Below are 17,963 nucleotides of genomic sequence, written 5' to 3'. Positions count from 1 at the left end.
ATGGTCACGGTCGAGTTCGACTCCATGGGCGAGGCGGTCCGCCTCGCCCTCGTGGCCGGGGAGTACGCGGGCGGCGGCCTGGCCGTCCTGCTCCTCGACGCCACGGACCCGCGCTCCGAGGGCTACATGGCCGAGTGGGGCGTGCTCACGGCGAACGTGCCGGCGGCGGCCGAGTGGTGCCGCGGACGCGGCGACATCGCCATCGACGCCGACGTGCCCGCGGCGCTCCTCGAGGCGCCCGAGGCCGCCGGCTTGCTCCGCATGGCCGGCCGCTCGGCGGCGTCCGGGATGGCCCGCTACCCGCTAGCCACGGTCGCCGGGCACGCCCTCGACGGCATGGGCGGCCTGCCCGAGACCCTCGAGGAGGCCCTCGGCTCGACAGTCGTCGTCGAGTACGAGTCGGGAGGCGACGGCGGGGCGTTCGAGGTGGGGACCGCGCCGGCCGGGTCGGCCGAGCTCGAGCGACTCATCGCCGCCGCGAGGTCCGAGGCCGACGCGCTGGCGAATGCCGGCGGATGGGCGGCCGTCCGGGTCGGGTTCGGGGACGCCGAGACCATCGACTGCGAGACGGGCCGGACGGTTTACGTCGCGGGGTGAAATGGGAGGAGGGCGCGGGCGCGGTCCGGATGGGCCGCGCTTTTCCTTTCCCGGGGATGCGGAACTCCCACCGTCCAAGGGCCTTGGACGGTAGGAGCTGGATACGACGATATACTGCGCGTGCAACGGGGACACGCGCCTCCTTTTCGGTTGACTCCACCAGTTCGTACAGAGACTTTTCGATTTCCCGCTTTGATTTGGAGGTCTGTAATCCATATTTCTGGAATACGGCACGAGGCTGAGCTTCGAAATCGCGTCTTGCGTCGGTAGATTGTTCCGCGTCCGCGACCAGTTTTTCAAGGGTGCTAAGCTGGGACTGTATTGAGAGTTCGTTTAGGTGGTTCACATTGTCCATAGCGGTGACCACCAATGTTGAATAGCTGTCTTGAAAGACTGTGTATTTATACTTGATTTAAGGCGGAGTGGAATGTGAGCGCGCAAGGAGATGCGGAATCGATGAGAGCCTCAAAAAAAATTACTGCAGTGTTATCATCTTTCATCCTCTCTATTCTTCCATTTCTGATTCTATGGGCGGCTTGGTCAGTCCTCCCTGATACAATTCCCGCTCATTGGAGTGGTGGTGTGGTTGATCGATGGGGTAATAAGCTTGAATTGCTGGTTGTTCCGCTGTTTTCTCTGATTGGTTCTATTGCAATTTCTGTGTACCTTATTGTTTCCACGCGGCGAAGAGAGTTCGCGGATTTCTCTGTTCGAATGCGACGGGACTTTGTTGCGTGCTATATTTCTAGCCTTCTTTTATCGACAACCTGCTCAGTGATAATTGCCGTTTGGGTTCAGTTGATTCTTGCGCAAAACACTGCGGTTGATGGGGGGCTTGGACTATCGATCCTGTATTCCCTTCCCGGGCTATATGTGATCTTGTGCGCCTTGCCGCCTTTTTATGCGAGCGGCGAGAGCAAAAAGGCAGAGCGCCTGATAACAGTTCTTATTGGCGGCGCGGAGATTGTTCTTTGTGGAATAGTGCTTGAAGGTTCGGCTGCCTCTTATGCGATGATTGGACTGATGATTCTGTTCTGTGCGTTTGAGATCGTGTCACAGGTAAGGGATAGCCGGTCCTTATGAGTTGAATTACGCGCGTGCGGATATAAAGGGTGGCATGTTAAGCTGGTCGTTTTCTCGTTCTGGGACATTTGCAGTAGGATGAGTGGGACTAGGCGCGCTGCGGTGTGATGGTGACGGTTGAGACTTGTATCGCTGCAAATCCGCTGATGCACATTTTGCTATTGGGCTTGAAGGTGGGACCGACAGGCCTTTGTTTGGGTTGTTCTGGTCGTCCAACGCGTGTTGCACGGCTTTATATTGTTACGCTCGTTCGGCGCTCCGTTGGAGCATTTCCGGGTTTGTCGGCATCATGACTTGGCCAAGTGACACGCTTGCCGGGACGGTTGTAACGCCGCGCCGGTTCCGTGTGCGCCTTCGTTGTTGGCCTGTCCAGCCGGGGGCGGATTCGGCCTCATGTTGTGGCGCACGGCCTTCAGGGGCTTCCCCTGGCGAGTTATGTTCGTCCGTATGGGTAAGGGTCGGGTTGAGCTGACAATCCCGTGTCGGAAGGGGCTTGCACCATGCGCGCGATGACAGAGATTGAGTGGCTGGACGGCCGTGTGACGAAAGTGCCGGAGCTCGCCCTGGGCGATGCGCTCGGCGAGAGCGTCCAGGCGGAGCTCGATTTCGGGTTCGACGACGTGTTGGAGGGCCTTTGGGTCGAGGTGCGCCATCATGAGGAGCAGGATAAGGGCGCACTACGGGCGCCCGGGATTTTGCGGCGCAACTCGGCGTGCCGAGTTCGTTTCCGCTGGTAGCGTGGCCGGTTAACCCGGAAGGCGGTCACGGCCCGCCGTCATACGCGCCTCGCGCACCGTATGACGGCGGGCCGTTTTCGCAGACAGGGCCGTATGACGCATCAGAACCCGTCGGGCGCGGCGGGTACCTTGCGCTTCCTGCCGCCGGACGGCGACCCCTTGGGCTTTTTCGGCTTCTCCGGGATGCGCCACACCGGTGCCGGGGAGGTGTTCCGGACCTCCCCCTCGAGCGCCCGCGCGAGCAGCGCGCCCTCGGCCTCCGGCGACGTCAGGCCCAGCAGCGGCCCCAGGAACGTCTCGGTGATGTCGCGGCTGGCGAGTGCCATCGGGCCCTCCGCGTCGATCACGAGCGCGCCGTTCTCGCGCGCGCTCCAGGCCATGAGCTCCGACGGGGTGATCAGCGGCCGGCGCGCCACGGAGAACGACTTGCCGGACGAGGAGCTCTGCGTCCCCTTGGTGGAGCTCTGCCCGGTCGTCTTGACGCTGTAGTCGCCGAGACGCTTGCTGATCTCCTCCGCCTCGCCGACGGACTCTACCGAGAGGACGACCTGGGTGCCGAGCAGCGCCAGCAGCGCGTCCGACTCCGCCCTGGGGTAACCGCATCGCGCCTCGAGCAGATGGGTGTTCTGGAGCACGAAGACGACGTGCGGCCCGATGCTGCGGACCTCGGCGAGGTCGCCGAGGAGGCGGGGGATCTTGGGGATCCCGGACCCCTCGTCGATGGCGAGCAGGGTCTCCGCCGGCAGCCTGCCGCCGGACAGGCGCGCGGTCTCGCGCAGTGCCGACAGCGCCTGGGAGAAGATGCACGAGACGAGCGCGCCGCGGTCGCCGCGGTCCGTCGCGCTGGCGATGTAGAGGATGGTGGGCCTGCGACCGACCGATGCGAGGTCGACCTCGCCGTCCCAGAGCATGCGGCTGACGTCGTCGTCGCAGAAGGACATGAGGTAGTTGCGCGCGGTGGAGACGAGGGCCTCGCCCCCGCCGCCGTTCGACGAGGCGACGAGGAGGAACTGGCGCGCTGGGTTTCCCGCCGGCAGGTCCGCGGCGAGCTCCTCCAGCGACTTGACCACGCTCTTCCCGTCGCGGGGCTCCAGGAGCGCGAGCACGGTCGAGAGGTTCCGCGCGCCGTCGGGGATCCGCCCGTCCGCTATCGCGAGCAGGCAGAGGCCGGTCAGCAGGTTGCGGCTGGCGTCCGTGAAGAACCTCTGGCCCGAGGAGAAGGCGTCGGGCACGATGGCGGACGACAGCTCGCGGAGCTCGGCCACGGCACCGGCGGTGCCCTCGGTCCCGAGCGCCGCGATGGCGCGGTCGAGGGGGTTGAACCTCGCCGACTTGACGGGATCGTCGAGTCGGATGGCGACGACCTCCATCCCGGCCCTCCTGGCGAGCGGCTCGGTCCATGCGCGGATCTCGGACTTCGGGTCGTGGACGATGACGGACGTCGGTATCCCGTGGGCGTTGCGGTCGATCGCGGCGGCCACGCTGATCGCGAGGGACCTCCTCGTCTTGCCCGCGCCGCTGCCCGCCCTTATGAGGCAGTGGACGGCGGGGACCATCGCGATCCCGCCGCCGATGCAGCCGGCCGCCACGAGCCCCTCCGCGGCGGCCTTCCCGTCCCAGGGAGGGCAGCGCCTCGCGACCCTGGAGGGCCTCGACTCGAGCCAGGCGTCCCCGTGCGTGCGCGTGGGCGCGCGGTCGCCGGCGAACGTCCCGTCGTGGAGCCTCGCCCAAGCGCATGCCCAGGAGGCGAACCCGAGGGCGAGGATGCCCGCCGTGACGGCGACGACGGCAGCGATGAGTGTTCCTAGTCTGCAGTCCGCCGCTGCGTTGGCTATCGTGGTTAGCGGCGGGTTGAGTATGGCGGAGGGCTCGGGGCCCGGGACGGCCGTGTCGGGGAGGCGCAACAAGGCCGATAAATCTGCCGTAATTGAGCAAATCCACCATGTGACGTAGTCCCAGGCGCTAACGGTCGCGACGTCGGCAGCCGCCGCCATGATGCCGTATGCCGCAAGCGTGCAGGAGAGCTCTTTCCGCATGTCGCGGTTGAAGGATTTTGGTTTCATCGGGCGATCGTCCTTTCTATCTTGTTGGCGATTTCAATCGGCGGTGTTTCGGGCTGTTCATCGAAGCTATGGGCAACTGCCCACATCGTCAGGGCTGCTGCCCTGACGGCCCTCTCGCCGGCATCGTCAGCTAAGTCTCGGTTTCCAGCACGCGTCGTTTCCCTGGCGATACTCCAGCCCGCCGCGGATGCGGCTTCGATGAACGGGTGCGCCATCGGCGTCTGCCGGAAGAACCGACCTGCCGTCGGGCACCCCCTGAGGTCAGTGTCGTCGATACTGCCGCCCCGCGAGAGTTTCCGTGCAATGTGCTCGAGGCGTTTTGCCGGGATGCATGCTCGCGCTTCGGTCTCGAGGCCGGCCTTTCGCTTCCTTTCCGCTGCGGGGCCGGTTGCCGGAGTGGCGCGCCGCGCCGGCAACGGCTCGCGTGCTGGGGCCCTGTCCGGGACCATGGTGCGCAGCACGGCGTTTTCGCAGCGGGTGTCGAGATCTCCGGCGGCGGCGCGGATATAGGCATCTCTTGTGTCCCCGGTCAGGCACTTGAGGTCGGCGCATCTCTCGACCGCCTTCCTGTGGCGGTCCAGCGCGCCGGCGAGTGCGGGGGAGTCGGATGCCGCCCGGTCGAGGGCCTCCCTCAGCGCGGCGGAGGCCTCCGGGTGGAAACGCCTGAGGTGGGCGGCCTCGATCCTTCCGTCCGACGGCAGCTCGATATCGAAACGGTTCCGGTCGATGCGGGCGACGGCGTCCAGCGCGGCCTCCCTCGCGCGGTCGCGCTCAATGCGGACCTCCCGCAGGAGGGGCGCCATGGCCTTCGAGGAGATTTCGAGCCGCGCCGCCTCCATCTTCCCCTTGGGCAGCAGGGAGTCCCAGTCGCCCGCGCGGTCTACCGTGAGGATATGGACGTGGTGGCTCGTGGCGTTGATATGCATCGCAGCGTAGAACTCCACGCGGCTCTCGGGCACGCCGGTCATCTCGGAGAAGAGTCTCGGCCACTCGGACCGCACAAGTGCCTGCCAGGTGTCCAGGCGGTCGAGGCCGGCGTCTGGGGCGATGTCGTTCGGGACCGTGACGACGGTGGTGAGCACCGCGCCGCCGTTTTGGGCGATGGCGCGCCTGGCCTCCGCCACGGCGACCGGGCCGTCCGCGCCCCAGAGGCCGCCGGTCGAGCCGGTCCTGTTCGCGGCGTAGGCGGCCAGGCCGTCGACGCCGAGCCTCCTGCCGTCCGCCTCGCCGACCTCGATGACGACGCCGCGGCGGGTGCCGGCGTATGCCGCCAGGCCCGCGGCGGTCGCCCTCGCAGGCGTCCCCGCGCGGACGACGGAGTGGTTGACAATGACGGGCGGGCTAGCCATCGGCGCGCTCGCGCGCGTGGAGCCTCACCTCTTCGATTCGGCCGAGGCCGGCGCGGCTGAGCTCGCCGGCCTGCGCGAGGTAGTTCTTCCAGATGTCCGCGACGGGGACATCGTCGAGCGAGGCGTAGGAGGCCTTGAGGACGTCGGCCGACATGAGGCCGGCCATGATGGCGGCGGTCATGGGGCGCGAGAGGACCGCGGCGATGCGGTCCTCGGTGGCGTCGAGCTTGCGCTCGATGTCGAGTGCGGCGACGTCCATGCGCGCGTCGACGACGCCGCGGATGAAGCCCGCGACCTCGTTGCCGTAGAGGTCGAGCCCCTCCGCGGCGAGCGCCGAGCGCAGGAGCGAGCGGATCTCGCCGCTGACGTTGGAATCGTTGAGCTCTGCCCGTGTTTTGAGGGCGGTAAAGAGCTTTGAGTCGAGCTTCACGCTGACAGTTTTGGTTTCGATCATAGGTATCCTCATAAAACAGGGGGCCGTTTGGCCCCCTGCGGTGTCTACTCATCTACCGTGAACGTAATCGGATAGCCTTTTGGTGCCTCGGAAGCCGGCAAAGGCGTGTATGCGAAGAGCGAGTTTTTAATCTGGAGGGCGTCGAAGTCAACTAGCTCTGCGATCTCGTCAATCTCTCCGACGCTGTATTTGTTGCGGCTCATGTTTGCTCCGAGCACAATTCGCGCAAGCTCGCCCTTGGGAATATCGCCCCAGCGTCTGATGATTTCCACAACAATTTTTGGGCGATGCGCGCTGAGGTCGTCGACGGCACTCTGAGGGATGATGAAATTCCTCGGGATGCCCTTGACGGGGTACTTGAGTTGCACAATTGCGGGACGGGCAACGACGAAATCGTCCTGGAGCAAGGGCTCGGAACCGCTTGGGACATAGTAGGTCACGTTGCCGTACCTGATGCTGCCGTCAGTTTGATTGAGACCGTTGTGGTTCCTCTCTGTGAGTGGTGCTGGCTGGTTTGGTCGCCGGCACCTTGGTTTAAGGTTGGGTGTGCTTGACCCTGAAGGCGAGTTCGGGGTCTTCGCTGGCGAGGTCCGCCGGAACTGCGGGGAATGCTCCGAGTTCTTGGCACTGCGCCTCGATCCTTGCCGAAAAGCGTTTCACGAAGTTGTCGTGCGCCGGCCCGTTCCCGTGGACGACGTAGGCACGCGCAGCTATCTTGACGAGCTCCTCGTCGGGGATGCCGTAGCGATCGTCGATGACGGAGAGCTGGTCAATCGCCTCTGTCGGCTCGTTCTCGGCGACATAGATAACGAAGGTGCGTGGCACCCCCTCGATTTCGTGCCTGAATCGCAGGACTTCAACAGTGTCGGCGGTTTCTGCATCGGAAGGGTTGAGAATCTCGACTTCGTCGTCGAGGTCGAGCGTATATCTCCCGTTGCCGGCTTCGAAAACAGCGGGGCTGCTGCATGCGGCCGGGCCGTCGGCTTCTCCTGATTCCATAAGGCTCCTTTCGAATAAGAGATCTGACAGTGTTTTTGCTATCGTCGGGGGTGCCCTCGCCCCGCATCCGATCATGACTGCCTCCCCGACCGAATTGCCTTCGATACCAGGTCTACGAGTTCTCTCGTGCGTTCCGTGTTCGCGCCGGACCTGACCAACGCTCGTGAAATGGTCTTTCCTGTGTACGCGGAGGCGAATATGGTTGCGCGCTTCTGCCGCCAACGTTTTTCCATCAGCTCGAGGAGTGCGTCGGCTTCTTCTGGCAGGTGGCTGTCGCCCACTCCGGCGACTACGAGCGTCGGCGAACTGCAGAGGGAATCGATCAGCTGCGATCCCGTATGGGCGGAGAGAGGTTTTTCGCTGGCAAGCGACGCCGTCAACTCCCCGGTGTCTGTATATGCGGCCTCACTTAAGGATGACATCGCAATCGCTACGGCTTGCACTGCTGCAGCCTCGCCACTCGCCTGAGCCACCCAGATCCAGGCCCCTTTTTCAAGCCGCTGCATATCGTTTTTTCTCGCATCCTTGCGTTTAGTGCGAAATGCTTCTTCGGCGGCCTTCGCCAAAGCGGCGGGCGTCCGCCGTGGCATGCGAGCCGGAGCGTACTCTATGCCCGAGATTTCGAACCACGTCTCTGGGGTGATGACGGTGCCGATGCCGTCGTAGTACTCCTTCGGGGCGGGTAGGCCCTCGTAATCGATCATTTTTCCTCGCTGCTTCCGCCTCGGAGGGAGCTTAAGAAGGAATCAAGGTCTCGTTCGAATATGTATGTGCGTCTGCACAGGTAAATTCCCTTACCCGTGCGAGCGATTAGCTGCCCGGCGGTGTCCGCCGTGAGATGCAGCTTTTCCGCGACGTCATCGCGCGTCAGGATCTTTCCGGACTGCGCCTCAATAGTGCTGTCATCGGCCATAAATGCCTCCAATCGGTGCCCAGGCGTACGTTTGTCGCCTTCGATGGTTCAAATATGGCGCTATTAAAAATACCCAAAAAGGTATAGAAAGGGTATAATAAAATCCGCAGGTAAAATAGGTTAAATCCGTGGACCGACGTCTATTTCAATGGAGAGATCGTGAAAGTGGATTGCGGATAGAGGATGGTGATGCTCCCTTATGCCGACTTTTGGTCTTGATTTGATGATGGGAAGGGCACTGGGCTTCGATGACGTTCGGCTGGACGGGGACGAGCTCGTCTTCACGGCTTCTGGGTCCGTTGGTGCGGGCTGTCGCGCGGCCTACGAGGACGGCTCTACTTTCGTTGATATCGCCAATCTCGTCCGCTTTCCTTATGAATGCCCCAGATCTACAGTCGGGGAATCGCCCATGGGATTCAAAGATTCGTTCGAGATGCTGTCAATCCTGTCTCCTGCCGCCCGACCGCTCGAGCCGGTGAGAGAGGACCGCGACGCTGTTCTGTCCGTCGCCCACTCTGTAGGTCCGTTGTTCGGAGTGGGCAAAGACGGCGGATCGGAAATTAGAGAGCCGTTGTCTTTGTGGTATTGGGCGGCAACATTGTTTAATTACGCCATTAGGCTTCGGGACGTTGAGTTTGGACGTGCGCGAGACATTGGACTCGGGCTGGGGCTGGCGGAAGCCTTCACTGTCAAGAACTCTTATTATGGGTGTGAATCGCTAGTCGTCTTAATCCCCCTCCGCGTGCCAGCTGGAAGTGATGCGTTGATGAGTCTCATCGCTCCGGAGCTTATTGCATATCCATTTGGCGAAGAGTACCTCCCGCTCGATAACGTCAGGCAAATCGATGGGTCGGAGGTGGCGTCGTGGCGTGTCGGCCGAAGGGGCGACGCGGAACATGTGCCGGCGCTCGGCTGCATCATTTCGGCCCTCGGGGGGCTACGCACCGGCGCGCGAATTGTTTCGGACGCCGGACGTGAAATCTGCTACCCCTGCGTGAGCCTGCCCGGTGGCATGGTTTACCAGAGGATGGACGGGAGGATTGGGCACGATTCGGGGGTTGGCGACGGAGACGGACTAAACCTCGACCAGCGGGTTGCGTCCGAACTTCTACAGACGCTGGTGGTGTTCTTCACTGCCCGCTCGAGTCTCGGATGGATTCCGATCGAAAAGAACGGTGGGACCGGGCTCAAGTTTGCCCCAACGTTTACGAGCGTGTTCGAGTGGCTTTGGTATGAGCTCGGAGAGTGGTATCCGGAGGACGACCTTAGGAGATGCCCTCACTGTGGAAAGGTCTTTACGACGCGTAGGGGCAGGATGAAGAAGTATTGCAGCGTTGGGTGTAAGGATGCCGAAAAGTCGGCGCGTCAGTACAGACGCGCGATTGGCAAGGAGCTGCCACGGGATTTGATGTAGGTCGTCATCTTGTTAATGGGAGAGCAGGCTGCCGATAGTGTCGGCAGCCGCCTTGTCCTTGGCGGCAATTGCGTGCGAGTAAGTGTCGAGCGTGAGCTTTACGGTGCTGTGTCCGAGACGACTGCTGACGGTTTTGATGTCGACGTTCTCGCCAATGAGCAGCGTTGCCTGGGTATGACGGAGGATGTGCGGAGTTAGGCCCGTGTACCCCTTCCCCCTTGCGTACCGCACACCATCTCGTTCAACGTAGTGGGTGATTTCCGTAAACTCGCCGAAGCCGTAGTCGGAAGACCATTCGCGGAACCAGCGGCCGAAGTTGTTGGGGTCCATATGGACGATTTCGATGGGGTTGCATTTCCGGCGCTCGCTCTTCATCGTCGCCCTTCCTTTTTTGCGCGCGTCCCGCAGGGCATGGACAACCGGGGTGGACGAGTCCTGTTCCAGCCCGACCTCGGAGAGCAGTGTGCCCTGAAGCATCTTCCATGCGGACAGCCTATCGTTCATGAAGGGACTCAGGGAAATCGACCTGAGCCCCTTGGCGCTCTTGGGGGCACGAGGGTTCTTGTCTGCCGCGAACTGCTCGCCGACAAAAATGTAGCCGTCGTCGAGATGAACGTTGGACCAGGAGAGGCCGAGTAGCTCGCCTCGTCGCATGCCTGTGTCGAGCAGGAGGAGCATTCCGATTCTGTGCGCGTCCATTTCCTGTGACAGCAGGGTTTCAAGCAGCTTTTTCGCCTCATCGAGGCGCAGGGACTGCCTCTCGGCTCCCTGCGGCCGCGGAACTGATATTGCGTCGCATGGGTTTTTGAGTATCAACTCGTCGACAAGGGCCGCCTTCATGATTTGTTTCAGCTTGACGTGGATTTTGTGCAGCTCGGATTCAGAGAAGCGCGCGGTCTTGCGGACGTCGACGTATGCCTGTTTGATGACGGGCGCGCGAAGGTCTCTTATGGGGTAGTTTCCGAACAACTCTTTGATTTCGTTGATTTCGAGCTGCTCTCGATCGTAGCTGAGGGGACTCAGCTCGTTTTTCCGAGTGTCGTGAAATAGCTGGGCATATTCTCCGACGGTCTGGGAGGATTTTTTGACAACGACCCCCTCATTCAGCTCGGCTTTATACGCCTCGAGGGCAGCGCGTAGCTCTGACTTGTTCCTGGCGTAGACCTTGCGCCTCGGGGAGTATGCGTATTTGCCCGTAACGGGGTCTTTGCCCATGTTATGGCGAATGTAGAAAACGCCCTTTTGGGTTTTGCTTTTGACGGCGCTGCCTTTTCCGACGACAAGTGGTCTATCCATGATGCCTAGATTCTGCAAAGTGGGCGGTGTCGAGTTCCGATGTTGCATCGCATACGCTCGGAGCAGCACGCACGCGCGACCGCTTGCGGCGGTGCCGCGTGTGCGCTGCTCCGAGCGTATGCGATGCAACTGCTGAAGTCAAGCAATCGTTGGTCGAATTTTGGTCGAAATTGGCACGGCATTGATTCAAGCATTTTATCAAAATATGTTAATCTACCTGCATATATAACGGTATCAAAGAGCTTCAAAAAGTGTCGATAAACATCGATATTCCGTTCTCATAACCCGGAGGTCGTAGGTTCAAATCCTGCCCCCGCGACCAAGAAATTGCAGCTCGTCGGCCTAGCCGGCGAGCTTTTTTGTTATTCCGGGACCGTATTTTCGGTCCAATTCTCGGCCTCTCAAACAAAATCTCGATCTGTAACATCTAGACCCGATTTGGGCGGCTAGGTGTTACAGATTGAGATGTTGAGTCCCCGCCTGGACGGTTTGTCTAAATCTGTAACATGAGGGACGGATTTTGCCGAGTTGTTGTTACAGATTGAGATTTTCTTGCAGGCGGGTCCCGTTTGTCTTGATTTGTAACATCTGGGGCCCATTTTGCCGAGTAACCGTTACAGATCTAGATCTTTCGGCAGGCTAGATTGGTTTGTCTCGATCTGTAACAGTAAAGGGGCAAAAGTGGGTCCAGATGTTACAGATCTAGATTGTTGAGGATGGGTCGAGAGGAATGTCTCGATCTGTAACATCTAGGGTCGTTTTTGGCCTGTAGATGTTACAGATTGAGATTTTCCGCCGGGACGGTTTCGGTTTGTCTCGATCTGTAACAGTTGCTCGGCAAAATAGGGTCTTACTGTTACAGATCGAGACAAACCGGCAGCCGGCCCCGCCCCATCCACCTGCCGCTACCTGCTGTCTGCCGATTTCCGTTGCGCCACTGTGCTCCCATGCCATATCCTCTAGACAACTACGCGGCAACATCGCCGCCGCGCCTACAAGAGAGGAATGTCCATGACCGCACCTGCATCCAAGCTGCTCCAGCCCATTACGGTTGGCCCCCTTGAGCTCAAGAACCGCATTATGTTCCCGCCGCTAACCACCGGCTACGAGGAGCGCGACGGTTCCATCGGCGAGCGCAGCCTGGCTTTTTACGAGCGCCTGGCCCGTGGCGGCGTGAGCTACATCGTCATCGGCGACGTCGCTCCCGTTATGACCGCAAGCCCCACGCCCAAGCTGGCGACCGACGCTCAGATCCCCACGTTTAAGGCCCCGGCCGACGCCGTTCACAAGCACGGCGCCAAGATCGCCCTGCAGCTGTTTCATCCCGAGTACGACGTGCCCGGCGTCGGCCGCATGGTCATGGGTTCCATGGCCGCCGCCAAGGCCGCGCAGGAGGCCAAGGCCGCCGGCGACGAGGAGGCCTTTGCCGCCAAGATGGCCGAGTCCAACGAGATCCGCAAGCAGGCATATGCCAAGCTGCACCACGATATGCAGCACTTTGTGAACGAGGCGAGCGTAGAGCAGCTCACCCAGATCAAGGAGGCTATCGCCGCCTCGGCCGCCCGCGCGCAGCAGGCCGGCATCGACGCCATCGAGGTCCACGGCGACCGTCTGGTGGGTTCGCTGTGCTCGGCCATCCTCAACCAGCGCACCGACGAGTACGGTGGCTCGTTCGAGAACCGCGTCCGTTATGCGCTGGAGGTTGTCGCCGCCATTAAGGAAGCCGCGCCGCAGCTGATGGTGGAGTACAAGCTCCCCGTGATCATGGAGAACCCCGACAGCACGCCGCGCGGCAAGGGCGGCCTGCAGCCCGACGAGGCCTGTGAGTTTGCCAAGCTGCTCGAGGGAGCGGGCATCGATATGATTCAGGTCGCGCAGGCAAACCACACCGGCAACATGGGCGACACCATTCCGCCCATGGGCGCCATGCCCTACAACTGGACGCTGCCCGTGGCTGAGCGCGTCAAGGCCCTGGTCTCCGTGCCGGTGGCAACCGTCGGCCGCGTGGTTTCGGTCGAGGCCGGCGAGAAGATTCTGGAAGACGGCGCGGCCGATATCATCGCCTATGGCCGCTCGCTCATGTGCGACCCCGACATTGCGCTGAAGGCCGCAACGGGTGAGCCCATCCGCGAGTGCCTCAACTGCAACAAGGGCTGCGTCGACGCGATTCAAAACCGCAAGTACATCTCGTGCGTGCTCAATGCCGAGAACGGCGACGAGGCGACCGTCGCCATCAAGCCGGGCGAGGGTGACAAGAAGATTGCCGTGGTGGGCGGCGGCATCGCCGGCCTGGAGGCTGCGCGCGTGGCGGCCAAGCGCGGCTACGACGTGACCGTCTACGAGGCGAGCGATCATCTGGGCGGCCAGATTGTGCTGGCGGCCGCGCCTCCGCGCAAGGACGAGATCATGCGCTCGGTCGAGTACTACGAGAAGATTCTGCCTGGCTTGGGCGTGAAGGTTGAGCTCAACCATGCCGCTACCGCTGAGGACCTCAACGCCGCCGACGCCGCGATTGTGGCCGTGGGCGCGCACGACGTGGTCATCCCCGTTCCGGGTGCCGATTCGGAGAAGGTCGTCTCGAGCTGGGACGTGCTGGCCGGCAAGGCGGAGCTCAGCGGCCGCGTCGCCGTCATTGGCGGTGGCCTGGTGGGCACCGAGACTGCCGAGTACCTGCTGCAGCACGGCTGCGAGGTGGCGATCGTGGAGATGCTCGACAAGATTGCCGCGGGCGAGTCCGAGACTATTCTGCCTCTGATTATGAGCGACTTTGCCGAGCACAGCGTGGAACAGCACGTGAAGACGCGCCTGACCGCCATTACCGACGAGAGCGTGGAGGCCGTGCGCACCACCGAGGACGGCGCCGAGGAGCCAGTGAAGATCGCCTGCGATTACGTGGTGATGGCCGTGGGCTCCAAGGCCAATGCGTTTGACCTGGACGGCGTGACGGTGCCCGTGACCTGCGTGGGCGACTGCTCGGGCGAGCGCACCGCCGATATCGCGAGCGCCATTCGCACGGCATATCACGCGGCCAACGAGCTATAGTTGAACATCGCGGCCAGGCGAGGCAGTAGCACGGATCTGTCTCGCCCGGCCGCGTCCCATCGGGTGTCAACCGGGGCGGGGTCTGCAAGCGCAGCAGGTCCCGCCCTTTTTGTTTTGCTCCGGTGGATGGCAATGCGCACTAATCATGAGGAGTGAGGACGCCTACTGCCTTGCAGACCGCTCAAAATTATTTGGGGAGGGGTTAATAATTATATTTTCTATACCAAAGGACATAAAGAGATGTCAATTTTGTTGGCAAGCGAATGACGATTGGCTGCGAGCTAGCTACCAGCGTAAATAATCGATAAAGAAATGTCGTAAATTGGTGTCAAATGCCCAGATAACGCCGCGTCTATTTTAATTAACTGCTTTGAACAAACAGTAAAATGCTACTATCTAACTCGTACGTAAGAAAGCAATTTAACGTTTAAGGCTAAGAAGTAGAAGTGGCAGGTATGTCAGAAGCAACAAGGACTCGCACGCATGCGCCCGAGGTTAGGCAGCGCGCCGTCGAGGTCCTCCAAGAGGGGGTCGGTCATCGTGCCCTCGCCGCGGAGCTCGGCATTCCCCAGGCCACGGCTCGTCAGTGGGCTCGCGCATATGCCGTGGGCGGTGCCGACGCCGTGCTCAATGCGGGCGCTCGCCATCACACCTATTCGTACGACGTAAAGCTCGCCGTGGTTAAGGACCGTCTGGAAAACGGCCTGACGGTTCGCGAGGCCATGATCAAGCACAAGATTCCCAGCGAGTCTTCGGTCAAGGCTTGGTGTCGTCAGTATCGCGATGGCGGCGCCGACGCGCTTATCGATAAGCCGCGCGGTCGCAAGCCGCGCGTTAAGCAGGCAGAGCAGCAAGAGGGTGCGCCCACGGGGGCGCATTTTTCTTGCCGCGCTAACTTTTCGGACCGCCGCGAGCCTATCGGGACATCCCCCAACGTGGTTAATAAACCGCGCGCAGTGGCCCGTGCGCCCGTCGCTGCGACAGCGGGAGTGTCGCCTCTCTGCTCCAAAGTGGACGTGCCCTTACCCCGTACGCCTAAAACTCCCCAGTTGACCGAAAACCCGCCGCCGCTACTCCTCAACTGAGCTATAACGTTAAACAATTGCAGCGTTTTTGCATGGGGGAGTGATGGTATGACGCTACTGTATTTCCTTACCCTGTTTCCGCTGGTACCGGCGCTGGGCATGCTGCTCGCGCGCGGTGACCGCGCCCGCGATGCGGTAGGGCTTGTAGGCTCCGGCATTATTATGGCGGTGACAGTTGTAGTCGCCGTCATGTTTTTTGGCACGGGTCCGCAGAGCTTTGAGGTGGCACCGGGCACCTCGCATGTGCTCTCCATCATCAGCTCCGTCATCGATGTCATCCTGTGCGCCGTCATCCTGTGCAACGCGTACAAATATAGGAACGCGCTCACCACGGTGCTCGGCATAGTCCAGCTGGTGGGCTCGGTCGCCTTTGCGGCCATGACGCTGCCCGCGACCGAAGCCGTCACGGCGACGCCGCTCTACCTGGACTACATGAGTGTGATCATGGTGCTTGCCGTCGGCATCGTCGGCAGCCTAATCTGCGTGTACGCCCTGGGCTACATGAAGGACTTCCAGGCCCACGACGAGCACGAGGCAGCGCTGCGCGGGCAGACCGCGCCCGACCGTCGCCCGCAGTTCCTGGCGCTCATGTTCCTGTTCCTCTCGGCCATGTTCGTCATCGTGACGAGCGATAACCTGGAGTGGCTGTTCTGCGGTTGGGAAATCACCACCGTGTGCTCGTTCCTCATGATTGGCTACACGCGCACGTCCGAGGCCATCAAAAACGCCTTTACCCAGATCATCCTCAACATGCTGGGCGGCATCGCGTTTTTGGTGGGCCTTATGTTCTTGCACCTTAACGGCATGCCGCTGACCATCTCGGGCATGATCGAGCTTTCCGGCGCCGGAACCGCACAATCCGCGCTGCTAGTGATGCCGGTCGTTCTGCTGTCGCTCGCCGCACTCACCAAGGCCGCGCAGATGCCGTTCCATACCTGGCTGCTCGGTGCCATGGTTGCCCCCACTCCCACGAGCGCCCTGCTGCACTCGTCAACCATGGTCAAAGCCGGCGTGTTCCTGATGGTCAAGCTGAGCCCGCTCTATGCCATCTATCCCGTGACTGGCTTTATGGTCACGAGTGTGGGTGCCATCACGTTTTTGCTCGCTGCCCTCATGGCGATCTCGCAGAGCAACGCCAAGCGCGTGCTTGCGTACTCCACCATTTCCAACTTGGGACTCATCAGTGCCTGCTTGGGTGTCGGCGCGCCCGAGGCCGTATGGGCGGCCATCTTCCTAATCCTGTTCCACACGGTGGCCAAGTCGCTGCTGTTCCTGTGCGTGGGCACGGCCGAGCATCATATCGGCAGCCGCGATATCGAGGACATGGATGGCATGTTCAGCCGCATGCCGCACCTGACGCGTTTGATGATGCTGGGCATCATGGGCATGTTTGTGGCGCCGTTTGGCATGCTCGTGTCCAAGTGGGGCGCCCTGGTGGCGTTTGCGCAGACCGGCAACGTGCTCATGATCATGGTGCTGGCCTTTGGCTCGGCCGCGACGTTCTTCTTCTGGGGTAAGTGGCTCGCCAAGCTTTCGGGCGTCGACCCCACGGCTCAAAACGTTGAGGTCAATGTCCATAAGACCGAATGGATGGCGCTCAACACCATCGCCGCGCTGCTGATTCTGTGCTGCGTGGCGTTCCCGATTATCTCGAGCGGTCTGGTGTCGCCTTACTTGGCCATGGTGTTTGGCCGCGTGCCGTACGTTATTGGCAAGGACGCCATGTATCTGATGGTGGTTATCGTGGCGTTTATCGCCGTGGTGCTGCTGACTTCATTCCGCGTGAGCAACAAACCGCACGTAAACGTATATCTTTCGGGTGTGGGAACCGACAAATATCGCCATTTCCGCGGCTCGATGGGACGCGAGGTGAAGGCCGAAAAGCGCAATTGGTACTCGGAGGACGCCCTTGGCGAGAAGCGTATTGGCCCCGCGGGTAGCGTCGTGTGCTGCAGCATTATCTTGTTTGCGCTGCTGTGTTGCGCGTGGATTGGGCCCGAGAGACTTGCCATGAGCGCGCCCTCGGTGCTGCGCGGTAAGTATTTCGAAGGTTCGGGTGTCGTGGGCATTTTTATTGGCACCGTGGCGTTTGCCTTGATTGCGCCGCTTGTGGGTGGCCTGATTGACGGCCTTGACCGCAAGCTTTCGGCCCGCATGCAGGGCCGCGTGGGCCCGCGCCTGCTGCAACCCTTCTTCGACGTTGCCAAGCTGCTGCGCAAGGCCCCTGCCAGCGTAAACACCATGGACGATACCTACATGGCGTGCGCGCTCATCTTTACCGTCGTGGGCGGCGGCATCTTTGTGTCGGGTTCCAACACGCTGCTGTGCGCCTTTATGGTGACGCTCGCCGCGATCTTTGTGGTGCTGGCGTCCGCCTCGACGCAAAGTCCGTTTGCCCAGGTCGGCGCCGACCGCGAGCTGCTGCAGGTTATGAGTTACGAGCCCGCCGTTCTGCTGATGAGCGTGGGCCTGTACCTTGCCACCGACAGCTTCGATTCCATCGCCGTGACGGGGCAGTCGGCCCCCATCATCGTGTACAGCGCGCCCATTTTCCTCGCGCTGCTCGCGGTGCTTACCATCAAGCTGCGCAAGTCGCCGTTTGACCTTTCGTACTCGCATCACGCACATCAGGAGATTGTCCAGGGCGTCGCCACCGAGATGAGCGGCGGCACGCTGGCCAAGATGACCCTTATGCACTGGTGCGAGACCGTGCTGTTTTTGATGTGGGTGGGCATGTTCTTTGTTTGGGACAACCCGGTGAGCTGGGTCGTAGCCCTGGTCGTGATGGTCGCGACGTATTTTGTCGAGGTGCTGATCGACAACACCTTCGCGCGCAGCACCTGGCGCAGCTGCTTTAAGCTCGGATGGGGCGTGGCGCTGGTGTTTGGCCTGCTCAACCTTATGCCCATTCTCGTCGACGTGTTTATTTAG

14 protein-coding genes are annotated in these 17,963 nt (G+C 61.4%); 7 read left to right on the top strand and 7 right to left on the bottom strand.

The genetic code is table 11. The features are described from left to right. The 3 genes from DW171_RS04590 to DW171_RS04580 all read left to right on the top strand — a co-directional run bounded on the left by DW171_RS04590 (position 1) and on the right by DW171_RS04580 (position 2,417). On the top strand, positions 1–597 hold the full coding sequence (locus DW171_RS04590; RefSeq protein ID WP_118270567.1) for a hypothetical protein: 597 nt from the start codon (positions 1–3) through the stop codon (positions 595–597). A gap of 429 nt (positions 598–1,026) precedes the next feature. Next, on the top strand, positions 1,027–1,680 hold the full coding sequence (locus DW171_RS04585; protein ID WP_147357338.1) for a DUF1648 domain-containing protein: 654 nt from the start codon (positions 1,027–1,029) through the stop codon (positions 1,678–1,680). A 500-nt stretch (positions 1,681–2,180) separates the two neighbouring features. After that, positions 2,181–2,417 carry a hypothetical protein gene (locus tag DW171_RS04580; protein WP_118270565.1) on the top strand — a complete coding sequence of 79 codons (237 nt, stop codon included), beginning with the start codon at positions 2,181–2,183 and terminating at the stop codon, positions 2,415–2,417. 101 nt (positions 2,418–2,518) lie between these two features. Here DW171_RS04580 and DW171_RS04575 read toward each other — a convergent pair whose 3' ends face one another. From DW171_RS04575 to DW171_RS04550, 6 genes are all read right to left on the bottom strand, one after another. Beyond that, a complete protein-coding gene (locus tag DW171_RS04575) occupies positions 2,519–4,480 on the bottom strand; it encodes a type IV secretory system conjugative DNA transfer family protein (RefSeq protein WP_118270564.1) in 1,962 nt (653 codons plus the stop codon). Further along, positions 4,477–5,829, bottom strand: coding sequence for a hypothetical protein (locus tag DW171_RS04570; RefSeq protein WP_118270563.1), 1,353 nt, complete (start codon positions 5,827–5,829; stop codon positions 4,477–4,479). The genes DW171_RS04575 and DW171_RS04570 overlap by 4 nt, the downstream gene beginning before the upstream one ends. Beyond that, positions 5,822–6,295: a hypothetical protein gene (locus tag DW171_RS04565; RefSeq protein WP_147357337.1), complete on the bottom strand. Its 474-nt coding sequence runs from the start codon at positions 6,293–6,295 to the stop codon at positions 5,822–5,824. Before DW171_RS04565 ends, DW171_RS04570 begins: the two co-directional genes overlap by 8 nt. Before the next feature lie 32 nt (positions 6,296–6,327). After that, complete coding sequence (locus DW171_RS04560) at positions 6,328–6,723, bottom strand: hypothetical protein (RefSeq protein WP_118270561.1); 396 nt, start codon at positions 6,721–6,723, stop codon at positions 6,328–6,330. Between the two features lie 94 nt (positions 6,724–6,817). After that, a complete protein-coding gene (locus tag DW171_RS04555) occupies positions 6,818–7,282 on the bottom strand; it encodes a hypothetical protein (protein WP_118270560.1) in 465 nt (154 codons plus the stop codon). A gap of 71 nt (positions 7,283–7,353) precedes the next feature. After that, positions 7,354–7,986, bottom strand: a complete 633-nt coding sequence (locus DW171_RS04550) for a hypothetical protein (protein ID WP_118270559.1) — start codon at positions 7,984–7,986, stop codon at positions 7,354–7,356. Positions 7,987–8,604: 618 nt separating this feature from the next. Here DW171_RS04550 and DW171_RS04540 point away from each other — a divergent pair. Beyond that, a complete protein-coding gene (locus DW171_RS04540) occupies positions 8,605–9,609 on the top strand; it encodes a hypothetical protein (RefSeq protein ID WP_147357336.1) in 1,005 nt (334 codons plus the stop codon). A gap of 12 nt (positions 9,610–9,621) precedes the next feature. On the opposite strand, the gene DW171_RS04535 is transcribed toward DW171_RS04540, so the two are convergent. Continuing rightward, on the bottom strand, positions 9,622–10,905 hold the full coding sequence (locus tag DW171_RS04535; protein ID WP_158571015.1) for a tyrosine-type recombinase/integrase: 1,284 nt from the start codon (positions 10,903–10,905) through the stop codon (positions 9,622–9,624). Positions 10,906–11,916: 1,011 nt separating this feature from the next. Here DW171_RS04535 and bilR point away from each other — a divergent pair. The 3 genes from bilR to DW171_RS04520 all read left to right on the top strand — a co-directional run bounded on the left by bilR (position 11,917) and on the right by DW171_RS04520 (position 17,963). Continuing rightward, positions 11,917–13,947 (top strand): bilirubin reductase, long form, encoded by a 2,031-nt coding sequence (gene bilR / locus DW171_RS04530; protein ID WP_233539101.1) that lies wholly within the window; start codon positions 11,917–11,919, stop codon positions 13,945–13,947. 455 nt (positions 13,948–14,402) lie between these two features. Further along, positions 14,403–15,032, top strand: coding sequence for a helix-turn-helix domain-containing protein (locus tag DW171_RS04525; RefSeq protein WP_118270554.1), 630 nt, complete (start codon positions 14,403–14,405; stop codon positions 15,030–15,032). Positions 15,033–15,080: 48 nt separating this feature from the next. Continuing rightward, positions 15,081–17,963: a proton-conducting transporter membrane subunit gene (locus DW171_RS04520; RefSeq protein WP_118270553.1), complete on the top strand. Its 2,883-nt coding sequence runs from the start codon at positions 15,081–15,083 to the stop codon at positions 17,961–17,963.

The organism is Collinsella sp. AM15-2 (assembly GCF_003471985.1).
Taxonomy (GTDB): Bacteria; Actinomycetota; Coriobacteriia; order Coriobacteriales; family Coriobacteriaceae; genus Collinsella.
This window is presented reverse-complemented; position numbering and strand designations above follow the sequence as displayed.